Origin of the sequence: uncultured Tyzzerella sp. (genome assembly GCF_963558545.1) — a bacterium.
Classification (GTDB): Bacteria; Bacillota; Clostridia; order Lachnospirales; family CAG-274; genus Tyzzerella.
This window is the reverse complement of record NZ_CAUWHO010000007.1, coordinates 1-14,225: the sequence shown is the minus strand read 5'-3', so window position 1 is coordinate 14,225 and position 14,225 is coordinate 1. Positions and strand designations below refer to the sequence as shown.

The 14,225-nt window shown below is 27.7% G+C and carries 13 protein-coding genes; 4 read left to right on the top strand and 9 right to left on the bottom strand.

Features of this window, described 5'->3' with window-relative positions; genetic code table 11:
* Positions 1 to 137 precede the first annotated feature (137 nt).
* Complete coding sequence (locus tag R5Z65_RS01340) at positions 138 to 1,706, bottom strand: AbgT family transporter (RefSeq protein ID WP_317366570.1); 1,569 nt, start codon at positions 1,704 to 1,706, stop codon at positions 138 to 140.
* Positions 1,707 to 1,879: 173 nt separating this feature from the next.
* Positions 1,880 to 2,419, bottom strand: a complete 540-nt coding sequence (gene spoVT / locus R5Z65_RS01335; RefSeq protein ID WP_317366569.1) for a stage V sporulation protein T — start codon at positions 2,417 to 2,419, stop codon at positions 1,880 to 1,882.
* 228 nt (positions 2,420 to 2,647) lie between these two features.
* Here spoVT and R5Z65_RS01330 point away from each other — a divergent pair, with 228 nt between their 5' ends.
* The 3 genes from R5Z65_RS01330 to R5Z65_RS01320 are packed head-to-tail and all read left to right on the top strand — an operon-like array spanning position 2,648 to position 5,661.
* Complete coding sequence (locus R5Z65_RS01330) at positions 2,648 to 4,564, top strand: NAD(+) synthase (RefSeq protein ID WP_317366568.1); 1,917 nt, start codon at positions 2,648 to 2,650, stop codon at positions 4,562 to 4,564.
* Between the two features lie 15 nt (positions 4,565 to 4,579).
* Positions 4,580 to 5,335 carry an exodeoxyribonuclease III gene (locus R5Z65_RS01325; protein ID WP_317366567.1) on the top strand — a complete coding sequence of 252 codons (756 nt, stop codon included), beginning with the start codon at positions 4,580 to 4,582 and terminating at the stop codon, positions 5,333 to 5,335.
* A gap of 14 nt (positions 5,336 to 5,349) precedes the next feature.
* The gene (locus R5Z65_RS01320; RefSeq protein WP_317366566.1) at positions 5,350 to 5,661 is read left to right on the top strand and encodes a rhodanese-like domain-containing protein; all 312 of its coding nucleotides are present in this window, start codon (positions 5,350 to 5,352) and stop codon (positions 5,659 to 5,661) included.
* Between the two features lie 88 nt (positions 5,662 to 5,749).
* On the opposite strand, the gene R5Z65_RS01315 is transcribed toward R5Z65_RS01320, so the two are convergent.
* From R5Z65_RS01315 to R5Z65_RS01295, 5 genes are all read right to left on the bottom strand, one after another.
* On the bottom strand, positions 5,750 to 7,255 hold the full coding sequence (locus R5Z65_RS01315; RefSeq protein ID WP_317366565.1) for a glycosyl hydrolase family 18 protein: 1,506 nt from the start codon (positions 7,253 to 7,255) through the stop codon (positions 5,750 to 5,752).
* 74 nt (positions 7,256 to 7,329) lie between these two features.
* Positions 7,330 to 8,691 (bottom strand): hypothetical protein, encoded by a 1,362-nt coding sequence (locus R5Z65_RS01310; protein ID WP_317366564.1) that lies wholly within the window; start codon positions 8,689 to 8,691, stop codon positions 7,330 to 7,332.
* A 127-nt stretch (positions 8,692 to 8,818) separates the two neighbouring features.
* Positions 8,819 to 10,999, bottom strand: a complete 2,181-nt coding sequence (locus R5Z65_RS01305) for an alpha-galactosidase (RefSeq protein WP_317366563.1) — start codon at positions 10,997 to 10,999, stop codon at positions 8,819 to 8,821.
* Positions 11,000 to 11,373: 374 nt separating this feature from the next.
* Positions 11,374 to 12,219, bottom strand: a complete 846-nt coding sequence (locus R5Z65_RS01300) for an RsiV family protein (RefSeq protein WP_317366562.1) — start codon at positions 12,217 to 12,219, stop codon at positions 11,374 to 11,376.
* Complete coding sequence (locus R5Z65_RS01295) at positions 12,209 to 12,694, bottom strand: sigma-70 family RNA polymerase sigma factor (protein WP_317366561.1); 486 nt, start codon at positions 12,692 to 12,694, stop codon at positions 12,209 to 12,211. The genes R5Z65_RS01300 and R5Z65_RS01295 overlap by 11 nt, the downstream gene beginning before the upstream one ends.
* Positions 12,695 to 12,842: 148 nt before the next feature.
* On the opposite strand from R5Z65_RS01295, the gene R5Z65_RS01290 reads away from it, so the two are divergent.
* A complete protein-coding gene (locus tag R5Z65_RS01290; protein ID WP_317366560.1) occupies positions 12,843 to 13,103 on the top strand; it encodes a stage V sporulation protein S in 261 nt (86 codons plus the stop codon).
* A 159-nt stretch (positions 13,104 to 13,262) separates the two neighbouring features.
* Here R5Z65_RS01290 and R5Z65_RS01285 read toward each other — a convergent pair whose 3' ends face one another.
* Complete coding sequence (locus R5Z65_RS01285) at positions 13,263 to 13,940, bottom strand: uracil-DNA glycosylase (RefSeq protein ID WP_317366559.1); 678 nt, start codon at positions 13,938 to 13,940, stop codon at positions 13,263 to 13,265.
* An 11-nt stretch (positions 13,941 to 13,951) separates the two neighbouring features.
* Positions 13,952 to 14,092: a hypothetical protein gene (locus R5Z65_RS01280; RefSeq protein WP_317366558.1), complete on the bottom strand. Its 141-nt coding sequence runs from the start codon at positions 14,090 to 14,092 to the stop codon at positions 13,952 to 13,954.
* Positions 14,093 to 14,225: the final 133 nt, after the last annotated feature.

Here is a 14,225-nt window from a genome sequence, read left to right as displayed (position 1 = left end):
TATATTTTTAAAAGGAAAACTAATACAAAAAACCGTATATAATTTCCCCTTTAAAAATATAAGTCATATCTTAATTGTATTTAATAATAAGTATAAAAAAGGCTTAATATAAATCAAGCCTTTTTTATACTTATATTTTAATGTTGATAAAACATAGATACGCCAGGTCCTAAAGGTAGGCCTAAAAGCATCCATATAACTAATAATATTGTCCAACCTATCAAAAACATTATACTATATGGCAACATTATAGATATTAATGTACCTATACCAGATTTTTTGTCATATTTTTTAGCAAATACAACTATCATAGCAAAATACACCATAAGTGGACTAATAATGTTAGTAGTAGAATCTCCTATACGATAAGCAACTTGTGTAAGCTCTGGAGAATATCCAAGTTGCATAAACATAGGTATAAATATAGGTGCAAGTATAGTCCATTTAGCAGATGCAGAACCCATAAAAAGATTTATAAATGCTGTTAATAAAATAAATACTATCATAAGAGGTGCACCTGTGAATCCTATATTACCTAAAAAGTCTGCACCTTTTAAAGCTAATATGCTTCCAAGATTTGTATAGCTAAAATAATTTATAAATTGTGCTGCAACAAATGTTAAAGCAATGTATGAGCCCATAGATTCCATATTTTTGCTTAACTGGTTGCCTATATCTTTTTCATTTTTATATGTCCCAGACATTCTACCATATATAACAGAAGGTATAAAAAATCCTATTGTTATAAATACAATAATACCATTTATTAATAAAGATTTTGATATTAAGCTACCATTTTCTGGGTTTCTAAGTAAAGAATTTTTTGGTATAGCCCATATTATAATTAATAATATGTATACTAATAATGATATATTTGCTACTGTTAAAGCTTTACTTTCTTTTGGTGTAAGCTCTGTTGCTTTGTCAATGCTTTCATCTGTTGTTTCAAAGCTACCCAATCTAGGCTCAACTATTTTATCTGTAACAAATGTCCCTATTATAACAATTAAAAATGTAGATACAAACATAAAAAACCAGTTAGCTGTTGCTCCAACCTCATATGTTGGATTTAATATTGCCGCTGCCTCTGTGCTTATACTTGCAAGTAGAGCATCTACTGTACCTATTAAAAGATTTGCACTAAACCCTCCAGATACACCAGCAAAAGCAGCTGCAAGCCCTGCTAAAGGGTGTCTTTTATATGCCATAAACACAATAGCACCAATAGGTACTAATACAACATAACCAACATCTGATGCTACATTTGATATAACTCCTAAAAATACAACAACAGGTGTTATTAGCCTTGCTGGCGTTTTAGATATTAGCTTTTTCATAGAAGCAGCAATATATCCACTACCCTCTGCACAGCCAACACCAAGCATTGTTACTAAAACTACACCAAGAGGAGCAAAGCCTGTAAAGTTTGATATAGCATTTGTTATCATATATGATATACCTTCTCCACTTAGCAAACTAACTGCTGTTATAGTTTTTTCTTCTATCTCCATTGTTTTAGTGTTCATTATCTCTCCAGTTGCAGAAACTCCAAAAGCTTCGCATATAGCAGATAATACAACTATTATAAGTGCTAATATTGCAAATAATGTTACAGGGTGTGGCAACTTATTACCTGCTATCTCAACACCATTTAAAAACTTGTTAAAAAAAGATACCTTATTTTGTTTACTTTTCACTTTATCCATAGTTTTCTCCTTTCATAAATATACTATTTTTATAATTATACTAAATTTCAACAATTTATACAATATAAAAAATATATTTTTTTGTACTAGTTAATTATATATGTAAATTTTATACTTTTAAAATATAAATAGCCTTTCATTATAAACTATTTGAAAGGCTATTTATATTTTAATTATTCCATTTGCTTGCCTAAAAAACCTGCTGCTGTTTGGGCTAACTTTCCTTCTACCTCACCCATTTTTTTATCTCCAGATAATAATACAACAGCACCTAAAACATCTCCTTCAGATATAATAGGTGTAATTAATTGGTGATTATATATGCCACTATCTTCTTCTGTAATAGATACAAAGCTTTTTTCATCTCTATTTGCTATATGTGTTACCCTTTTGTTAAGCACTTCTTCTAAATCACTACTAATATGTTTTTCTAAAAGCTCTTTTTTGCCACCACCACTTACAGCTATTATATGGTCTTTATCTACTATACAAGCTATATGCCCTGCTGTTTGAGCCAAGCTTTCTGCATATTCTTTAGAAAAGCTACCAAGCTCACCTATTGGAGAATATTTTTTTAATATAATTTCCCCTTCTCTATCTGTAAATATTTCTAAAGGGTCTCCCTCTCTTATTCTTAATGTTCTTCTTATTTCCTTTGGTATAACAACTCTACCTAAATCATCTATACGTCTTACTATCCCTGTTGCTTTCAAAAAAATTCCTCCTTATATTTAAAATTATATTATAAAAATTTATAATTTTAATTTGTTTTAAACAATACTAGTATTAATCAATAAAGGGGTTTTTATGCAATATTTTTTTACTTTTTATACAATATATCCTATTTTTACAATTTTATTAAAATCTACAATAATAACATATTTTAAAAAATTTTATTTATGGTATAATAAAAATAATAAATTAAATAAGGAGATAAATTTATGGACTATGGATTTGTTAGAGTAGCTGCTGCTACACCTTGTATAAAAGTTGCTGATTGTTTTTACAATGCTAAAAATATAATAGAAGATATTAAAAAAGCTCAACAAAATAAAACAAGTATTATATGCTTTCCAGAGCTTTGCATAACAGGGTATACTTGTTCAGATTTATTTTTGCAAGATAGCTTACTACAAGATAGTATTAATGCTTTAAAATATATTATAGAAGAAACTAAAAGCTTAAACATAACTTGTATAGTTGGAATGCCTGTAGAGTTTTTAGGTAGTCTTTACAACTGTGCTGTATGTTTTTATAAAGGTAAAATTTTAGGTATAGTCCCAAAAACACATATACCCAACTACAACGAATTTTATGAAAAAAGACATTTTAACAGCTTAGATGATAATAATAAACATTTTGTTAATTTAGACGGCATCGAAGCTTGCTTTGGTAAAACTATTTTTAAAATAGAAAATACAAAAAACTTTACTTTTGCAATAGAAATATGCGAAGACTTGTGGAGTGTTATTCCACCTAGTTCAAACTATGTATTAAATGGTACTAATATTATATTTAACTTATCTGCTAGTAACGAAATAGCAGGAAAATCTATATATAGAAAAGAGCTTGTAAAAAACCAATCTGCTAGATGTATTTGTGCCTATGTATATGCTAATGCTGGACAAGGAGAATCTACAACAGATTTAGTGTTTTCTGGACATAATTTAATATATGAAAATGGTAACCTTTTAAATGAAAGTACACCGTTTAAAAATGAAATTATTTATTCGGACATAGACCTTGACTATATAAATAGTGAAAGAAGAAAAAACACCTCTTTCAAAACAACTGAAACTAAAGATTATCATACAATATCCTACAAAATGGAAAACATCTCTTTCGATTTAGATAGATATGTTGACCCTATGCCTTTTGTACCAAAAGATATGGATAAAAGAGATATAAGATGTAAAGAAATAATAGATATGCAAGCATATGGGCTAAAAAAACGTATAGAGCATATAGGCATTAAAAATGTTGTTATTGGAATATCTGGTGGGCTAGATTCTACCCACGCATTAATTGTTGTAAACAGAACATTTGAGCTTTTAGGATATGACAAAAAAGGTATAATTACTGTTACTATGCCTTGCTTTGGCACAACAGATAGAACATACAATAATGCTAAAAAGCTATGTGAAATTATAGGAACTACCCTTTTAGAAATAAATATAAAAGCTGCTGTTTTAAAACACTTTGAAGATATAAAGCACAACCCTGATGTACACAATGTAACATACGAAAATAGCCAAGCTAGAGAAAGAACGCAAATTCTTATGGACATATCAAACAAATATAATGGTATAGTTATAGGTACTGGAGATTTATCCGAGCTTGCTCTTGGATTTGCCACATATAATGGCGACCATATGAGTATGTATGGTGTAAATGGTTCTATACCTAAAACATTAATAAGGTATCTAATAGAATACTTTGCTAAAAACTCTAATATAAATTTAAAGAACATACTAATGGATATATTAAATACACCTGTATCTCCGGAGCTTTTACCACCTAATCAAAATGGTAATATATCTCAAATAACAGAAGATATAGTAGGCCCTTATGAGCTACACGACTTTTTCTTATACAATATGATAAGATATAATTATACACCAGAAAAAATATATTATCTTGCTAAAAAAGCATTTAAAAATACTTATAATAACCAAACTATTTTAAAGTGGTTAGAAAAGTTTTATATAAGATTTTTTACACAGCAGTTTAAACGCTCTTGTCTTCCAGATGGTGTAAAAGTTGGCTCTGTATCTTTATCTCCTAGAGGAGATTTTAGAATGCCTAGTGACGCTAGCTTTAATAGCTTTTTAGAACGTATAAAAAACTTAGAATTATAGTTTGGAGGATAAAAAATGAAAATGGTATCGTGGAATGTTAACGGGCTTAGAGCCTGTGTAACAAAAGGATTTTTAGATTTTTTTAATAGTATAAATGCAGATATTTTTTCTGTACAAGAAACAAAATTACAAGAAGGACAAATAGAGCTTAATTTAGATGGATATTACCAGTATTGGAACTATGCCGAAAAGAAAGGATATTCTGGCGTTGCTGTTTTTTCTAAAAAAGAGCCAATAAGCGTTAAATACGGCTTAGAAATAGAAGAACACAACACAGAGGGTAGGCTTATTACATTAGAATTTGAAAATTTTTATTACGTAACTGCCTATGTACCTAACTCTCAAGAAGAATTAAAAAGGCTTGATTATCGTATAAAATGGGAAGATGATATAAAAAATCACCTTAATAACCTAAATAAACATAAGCCTGTTATATACTGTGGAGATTTAAACGTGGCTCATAAAGAGATAGATTTAAAAAATCCTAAAAATAATAGAAAAAACCCTGGTTTTTCTGATGAAGAGAGAGAAAAGTTTCAAAATCTCTTAGATAGTGGCTTTATAGATACCTTTAGGTATAAATATCCAGAAAAGGAAAGTGCTTATAGCTGGTGGAGCTACCGTTTTAAATCTCGTGAAAAAAATGCTGGTTGGCGTATAGATTATTATGTAATATCTGATAGCATAAAAGAAAATTTAATAGATGCTACTATACATAATGATATTTTTGGCTCAGACCATTGTCCTGTAAGCATAGATATTAACTTATAATAATGGAGGTAATAATGAAAAGTTTTAAAATGATAAATGCTGTAGAAGCAAAAAAAATAATGGATAGTAAAAAATGTAAAATATTAGATGTAAGAACGGAAGAAGAATTTAATGAATCTCATATAGATAATGCTATACTTTTACCTTTAGATGAAATAGATGAAAAAATAGAAGAAATTTTTAAAGATAAAGATGAAACTATACTTGTATATTGTAAAAGTGGTATAAGAAGTAAATATGCTTCTCAAATAATGGCACAAAAAGGCTATACAAACGTATTAGAATTTGGTGGCATTGTAGACTGGCCTTTTGAGATTGTCTTATAAAATTACAATAAAAAGCCCCCTTAATGAAGGGGCTTTTTATTGTAGCAAAAGCTAATTTTTATAATGACTAAAGCCTTTATAACCTAGCTTATTTAAAATATTTATTTATTATATCCCAAGTAGCGTCTGTTTCGTGTCCTCTTTTCCAAGCTGCAATACCTTTAACATCTAGCTTTCTAGCTAATTTCATACGTTCTTCCATAGATTTTTCATCTTCTAGCCATATTTTTTTAGTTGTCCCATCAGAAAAATATTCACCATAATACTGTTTAGTTTTTTCGTTCCATACAATATTGGCATTGTTATCTTCTAGTAATTTTCTAGCTTCTTCCATTTTTAAAGATTTAGATACAACAGAAACAGTTCCATCTGGCTTTTTAGTTTCTGTCCATACTCTAGTATAAAAAGGAACACCCATTATAAGTTTATCCTTAGGTACAAGCTTTGTAGCCTCTACCATATATTTTTCTGCCCAAGGTAAAGATGAAACAGAACCACTTTCTTTACTTGTACTATAATGCTCATCATAGGCCATAATTATTACATAGTCTACTATTTTTGCTACTTCTTTCATTTGATAATGTGCTGTCCAAGGTGCAGGAACATACATATCAACAGATACAACCAATCCATTTTGTTTAAATATAGATGTTGCCTCTTTTATAAACTGCAAATAATAATCTCCGTCTTCTTTTGCAACGTTTTCAAAATCTATATTAATTCCATCTAAGTTATATTTTTTAGCATATTCTAGTAAAGTGTTTATTATTTTACTTCTTTTATTTGGGTCACTTAATGTATCGTGTGTTATAATTTTATCAAAACTATTAGACACAAGCCCCCATAGCTGATACCCTTGCTCCTTAGCCCATTTAGAATACTCTATACTACCTTTATCTTCTATATCACCTTTACTATTTTTTATCTCAAACCAAGTAGGAGATAAAACATCTAATCCATTTATAGCCTTTCTTTTTATATCACTATCGTTTATAGATTTGTTTGTTTGGTCCCAAACAATTTTTATACCATCTTGTTTTTGGTTGGCTACTGGCTCTATATTATTAGTTGTAACCTCTGTAATAGTTTCTGTTGTAGTAGTTATATTATTTATAGGTGTTTCTATTATGATAGTTCTTATATTATTATCCCATTCTACACTACACCCTATACTATCTGATATAGCCCTTATAGGTACCATTGTATATCCATTTATTATTTTTGCAGGTACATCTAGCTTTATAACATCTATACTATTTTTTATAGCCTCTTTGCTACCTATTTTAAATATTATAGTGTTGTCATCTTTTTTTATAGTTACTTCCTTTTTCTTATCGTCCCATAATATTTCTGCACCCATTTCTTCAAAAACATCTCTTAAAGGAACTAGGGTTCTTCCATCTATTATAATAGGCTCCATTTTAAGTTGTTCTATTTCCTTACTATCAATAGTAATATGTACCTTTTCTGCACTATAATTATGTATTTTACCATCATAGTTAAGCTTTAAATTTACCCAATCATTAGCAAATACAGTAAAACTTAATGCTAATGTAAAAATTATTACACTTAAAAGATTAAGTATTTTTTTCATAATGTCCTCCTTTAAAATTGAATATATTTAATCCTTTAAAATACCTACCTAATATAGGTAGGTATTTTGTAGTACTAAATAGAAAATTCTTCTTTTTTAAAGTTTTCTTCATCTTCTTCTGATAATAGCTTTTCTGTTTCGTTAAAATATGCTTTTATTATTTTTTCTATTACCTTTTCTTTAGATGTATCTTCCACATTAAGAGCAACTATTTTTTCTATTAATTGCTGGTGTTCTTCTTCTATTCCTTTTATTCTCTCTTCGATTTTTTGTTTTTTAAGCTCTATTTCTTTAAAATATGCTATTTTATTATCTATATTTATAGATTTTGCAAAAGCCTCTAAAGAGCCATTAGAAATAGTTATCTTTTTATCCTTTAAAAAGTCTTCTAACTTTCCTTGAACTTCATATACTAATTTTCCCAAATTATCATATCTAGTAATAACGTGCTTGTAATTATTAAAATCTTCTAAATTAGCTTTTAATATACGGGAATTTTTTACATTATATTTTTGGTAAGTATAATTTAAAAAGTTTACATAATAAGAATATACAACAGTTTTTTTATTTAATAAGGATACAAGCTTAGAATGTTTCTTTTCGTTTAATTTTAATTCAAAAACTATTTTTCTCCTAAAGATATATATAAGGACTATTGTAAAAACTAATGTTATACATAAAATAGATAATGACAAAAATACAGATTCATTTAAATATACAGATATTAACGCCAAAACTACTATAAATAACCCTAAAACTATAGATATAGCAAAAGAAAATTTATGCAAAACTTTGTAGGCAAATTGTAATCTTTCTCTATCAAGAATAGTACGCTCTTTTTCATCTTTTATTAAACTTATATCTCTAGATAAAAGACGCTTAGAATTTTCTGCATCTTCTATCTGATAAAGTGCATCTTGAGCATCTTCTTCTAAAGTTTCTAGCTTATTTATTCCATTATCAAAATCTCCAATTTGGTATCTAATACCCTTTCTTTCGGTATTTAACTGTATAAATTTTGTAATAAGAGATTTTAAATGTTGTGCATCTTCCTTAGAAAGATTGTTATAGCAATCTAAATCTTCTAATATAATTTCACATTCTTTTTTCTTTTTTTCTAAATATAAACGGTGTCTATCTAGCTTTAAGCTATCATCACAAAGTTCTATTGCTTTTAAGACATTTTCATCGTCTTCGGTTTCTCCTAATAAAAATACATATTCTCTAAACTTAGAATACTCGTAATCATAATCTTTTAATGTTTGTCTAGAGTCTATAACTTCTTCTTGTCTAAATTTTAATAAAAATCTTGATAATAAACCTTTTTTTTGGGGTTCATCAGTATAATCTAAATTAATATGGCTTTTTGATAGGCTATTGTCAGTTTCTTGCTCTAAAGTATTATCAAAAAGGTTATCCTTATCGCTTGAAATCATACTTTAACCCTCCTTTTATTATAAAAATAATATTTTCAATTATATTATATATTATTCTACTTTTTTTTACAATAGTTTTTACAAATAATCTATATACATTATTAGCTAATTATATCCCTTTATATTCCTATTTTTCTTCTATTATAATAATTATACTTTTAAAATCTTCCTGTATAGGTGGTATTAAAATACCTGCATTCATAATTACATCACCTTTATAAGTAGTATCTTCTATTTTATATATTTTATTACTATCTAACCCTTTTAATTTTAATTTTTTACTTCTATGGTTAGGTCTTGCTAGTACCTGTACATAAAATAGTATAGCTTTTTTCTTATCTTTACTAACTATTATCCAACTATCGTAGTATTTATTTTGAGAATAAGAAGCTATACGGTAATAATCTCCCTCTCTTATTAAGTCGTTATATTTATGATAATCTTCCACTTGTTGCTTAACCATTTCTTTTTCTTCTTTTGTTAGCTTTGTAACATCTAGCTCATATCCAAAAGTACCACAAAGAGCAACATCTCCCCTAGTTTTAAAAGGTGTAGTTCTTCCTACTGTATGGTTAGGGCATACGCTAACGTGTGCTCCCATTGTAGAAATAGGGTATATAAGAGATGTCCCCTCTTGTATAAGTAGCCTTTCTATAGCATCTGTGTCATCTGAGCACCATATTTGTGGGCTATAATATAACATACCTGGGTCAAACCTTGCACCACCACCAGAGCAGTTTTCCAACAATAAATCTGGAAAGTCATTTAACAATCTTTCTTGCATTTCATATACACCAAGCATATATCTATGGTAAATTTCTCCTTGACAATCTTTATCAAGAGAAAAGCTACCTATATTTGTCAACTGTCTGTTCATATCCCATTTTACATATGAAATATCTGCGCTTTTTAATATATTATAAATCAAACTATATACATAATCTCTTACATCTTTTCTAGTAAAATCTAGTACATATTGTGCTCTGCTTTGTGTTATTTCTCTATTAGGTATCTGTATAGCCCATTCTGGATACTTACGGTATAAATCAGAGTCTTTTGATACCATTTCTGGCTCAAACCAAATACCAAATTTTAGGCCTATATTTTTTACATTATCAACTAAAGATTTTAGCCCACCTTTTAGCTTTTCTTCATTTACAACCCAATCTCCCAAAGAGCTATTATCTGTATTTCTATTACCAAACCAGCCATCGTCCATAACAAGCATTTCTATTCCAAGCTCTTTAGCATCTTTAGCTATATCAAGTAATTTTTCTTCATTAAAGTCAAAATATGTTGCTTCCCAATTATTTATCAAAATTGGTCTTTTTGTATTTTTGTATTTACTTCTAATTAAATGATTTCTATATAAGTCGTGTAGTGTTCTTGTCATTTTGCCAAGTCCACAATCCGAATAAGTTAATACTACCTCAGGTGTTACAAAAGTTTCTTTTGGTGTTAATTTCCAACAAAAGCCATCTGGGTGTATTCCCATTGACATTCTAACCATATCAAAAGGAGTTTTTTCTGCCTGTGCTTTAAAATTTCCAGAATATACAAAATGCATTGCATACACTTTACCATAGTCTTGATTTGTATCTTTTGTTACTAATGCAAAAAATGGGTGCTCTTGATGGCTAGACTCTCCCCTAAAAGACGCTACATTTTGTCTTCCATATCCCAAAGGTATTCTTTGTATATGTCTTTCTCTTGCCCAAGAGCCACATAAACTTATCATTTCAAAATCTTCATCATCTATATCAATGTTAGCACTTAAAGCTTTTTCTATATAAAAATTTACATCACTATTATTTTTAATCTCTGTATGCCTTGTAATAACATCTAAATCTTTAAATACTGTATAAAAATGCTTTATCTCCATATTTAAAGTTTCATCTAAGCAAGTTATACAAAGAGTTTCACACTCATTTTCATCTCCAAAAGTTGCAGGTAGTCCTTCCAATTTTGGCTTTCCTTTTATAATTTCATAAGAATGGTATAGGCTCTCGCTACAACAATGGCCATTTAAATCTCTTATACAAAGAGCAGCCTCTCTATAATCTCCTGTACCATATTCTGGATATTCCATAGGAAATGTATCTAAAAATAAATTTTTTTCTCTTAAATTCTTAGAAGGTATGCTAGGGTGTTCCTGGCTTCTTAATAAATACCTTATATCCGAATCATCTATTTTTTTACCATAATATATATGCCCTAAATACCCTTTATCTTCAATTCCTATTGCATATGTGGTGTTTGGTGTATGGATAAAAAATATTTTTTCTTTTTCAAAAAATTTAATACTCATACCGTATCCTCCTAATTGTAATAGCTTAATTTTTAAAATTATAATAACACCTATCTATTTAAAAATCAATTATACAATAATATAAAATTTATAGCTTGTAATTTGTATAATAATTATTTGTATTAAATAGAGATAAAAAAAGCTAACCTTAGAAAAACAAGATATAACAAGAAAAAAGCTAGATTTCTTCGCACAAGGACTAAAGCCCATAAAAATCTAGCTTTTACACAACCCAAGGCAAAGCCTCATATTGTGATTAAAATTTTTATACCCTATAAATAATATATAAAAATGAAAAAATTTACTTTAACACTATTTTGTCTACAAATCTGTAAGTATCTATAATTTTGTTTTTTATTTTATATATTAAGATATTATTTTAATATGTCTTTTATAAGGTTATTTTCAATAACAAATTCTACTTCTCCCATATAACCTGGTGCAACTTCATATTCATCAAAAGCTATTACTAAATTATCGTCTTTATCAAAATAGAAATTTTGGTCTTCTCTAATTTTTGTAAAGTTGCTGTCCTCCATATCTTTATCTATAAAATATGCTTTGCTATCATCATTAGCCATTTGCTCTTTCATTTGTTGTTTAATATTTTCACTTAAAATATCTATATAGTTGCTACCTTCTTTAAATAAGTCTTTAAGCTCTACCATTTCCCCTGTTTTTTTATCTATATTATAAATTTTAGAAAATGTAAACCCACTAGCTTTTGTTTCTGTTCCATTTATTCTTAAGCTAAACATTTTTTCAGTATCTGTAATAACATCATAGTCTATATCCAAACTTTGGTTAGCTCCCACTTGGAAATCTTTTTTAAATTCTTCTGTAAGGTTTTTAATATATTCATCTACTTCTTTATTAAATTTTTCTAAATTTTGAGTACTACTTTCATCAGATGCAACAGGTGTTTTTGCAGTAATATTTTTATCTTGTTCGTCATATTTATTCATTGTAACAACATTTACTATTTTACCTATAATAGGTATTTTACCCATAGCCATAGCTATGTTTGGGCTTAAATTTGGAAGAGCAACAAAAGTTGCTATAGCTGCTATTGACGCAACTGATACATATTTAATTTTTTTATTTTTGTTTTCTCTTTTAGCTTCTTCTATTCTTTTTTTCATAATAAAAACTCCTTCTTGTTTAACATTAATATTATTGTATTCTTTTTTTAAATCTTCTATTATTTTTCTATGCTCCATTTCTATACCCCTCCATAAGGTCTTCTAACTTTCTAAGACAACGGTATAACCTAGATTTTACTGTATTAACCTTAATATCCAATATATTAGCTATATCTTCTATCTTTAAGTCTTCAAAAAATCTTAATATAATTATTGCTTTTTCGTCATCATCTAAAGAGTTTAAGGCATTTTTTAAATCTATATTTTCATATTTATCATTAAAAGTTATATTAACATCTTCTATATCATCTGTTATTTTACTATTTTTTGATAAAAAAGTTTTACATTGGTTTATAACTATTTTATATATCCAAGTGTCTACATACCTTTTGTCTTTTAATGACTCTGCATTTTTAATAGCTTTGTATGCACTTTCTTGAACTATATCCATAGCATCGGTATCATTGTGAACATAAGAAAATGCTAGTTTATAGTATTTATTATAATTTTTTAACAGAGTTTCTTCTATTAGGTATACCTTATTTTTCCTCATCAGTCATTTTCACCTCCTATATATTAGACACCCTTTATATTAATAAAGTTTCAAAAATTTTTTATTTTTTTAATTTTTATACCTATGTATATAATATAAATATTTGTTAAAAATAATATTATAATGTACAACATTTTAGGAGGAAATTATGGAAATATTAAAGGTTTCAGCAAGTTCAGACCCAAAGTCTGTTGCTGGTGCAATAGCAGCAATAGCAAGAAATAATAAGAAGATAGAAATAGAAACAATAGGAGCAGGTGCAGTAAATCAAGCTGTAAAAAGCATAGCCATAGCAAGAGGGTATGTTGCACCAAATGGTATAGAGCTTATATGCACACCTGCTTTTTCTCAAATAGATGTTGATGGAGATTTAAAAACTTCTATTAAATTTGTTATAGAAAAAAGATAATTTATATTTAATATAAAACCCTCCTATAAATAAATAGAAGGGTTTTTAGATTGAAGACAAAATATTATTAAATGTAGCTTTTCTACCCTAGATTATCTCAAAAAAATAAATTTGTTATTTTTTTGAAGAGGTTGTAGACTTTGTCTACAACCTGGGGTTTTATATATTTTCTATTTGCCAGTCTATCTCTTTTATACCATTTTGCTTTAAAAATTTATTAGCACTTGAGAAAGGCTTACTTCCAAAAAAACCACGACTAGCAGAAAGTGGACTTGGGTGAACAGATTTTAAAATAAGATGATGTTTTTTTGTAATAAATTTTGTTTTAGATATGGCATTATTACCCCAAAGTATAAAAACTACTGGGTCATCTTTTTCATTTAGCACTTGTATAATCTTATCTGTAAACAATTGCCAACCAATATTTTGGTGAGAATTGGCGTTACTATCTAAAACTGTTAATGTTGAGTTTAAAAGCAACACCCCTTGGTCTGCCCATTTTTTTAAATATCCATTATTAGGTATATAAAGTCCTAAATCGCTAGATAGTTCTTTATATATGTTTTGTAAAGAAGGTGGTATTTTTATACCTTTATTTACAGAAAAACTAAGCCCGTGTGCTTGCCCTTTTTGATGGTATGGGTCTTGTCCTAATATTAAAACTTTTGTATCTTTATAGCTTGTATAATGAAGTGCATTAAATATATCACCCATAGGTGGGTATACTATTTTTGTTTTGTAATCCTCTTTTAATTTTTCTCTAATTTTTAAATAATAATCTTTTTTAAATTCATTATCCAGATAATTTTTCCAGTCGTTTTTTAATATTTCTGCCATATTTTATCCCCTTATTTTATAATAACTGCATCAATGTATTTCGCATAATCATTTATAATATTAAAATAAATTTCTTCTATTATAATATCCTCTTTTTTTATAACTTTATCATTTATATCTATAAACTCTATTTCAACAAAAATATTTTTCATATAATAACCTCTTTTTAGTTTAAAATAATATATGAGATTACATATATGTATTATTCTTTAAAGTATAAATTTATTATTACCTAAATTATTAAAACTTCATATAATTAAAAATAATTGATTATATTTATATTAC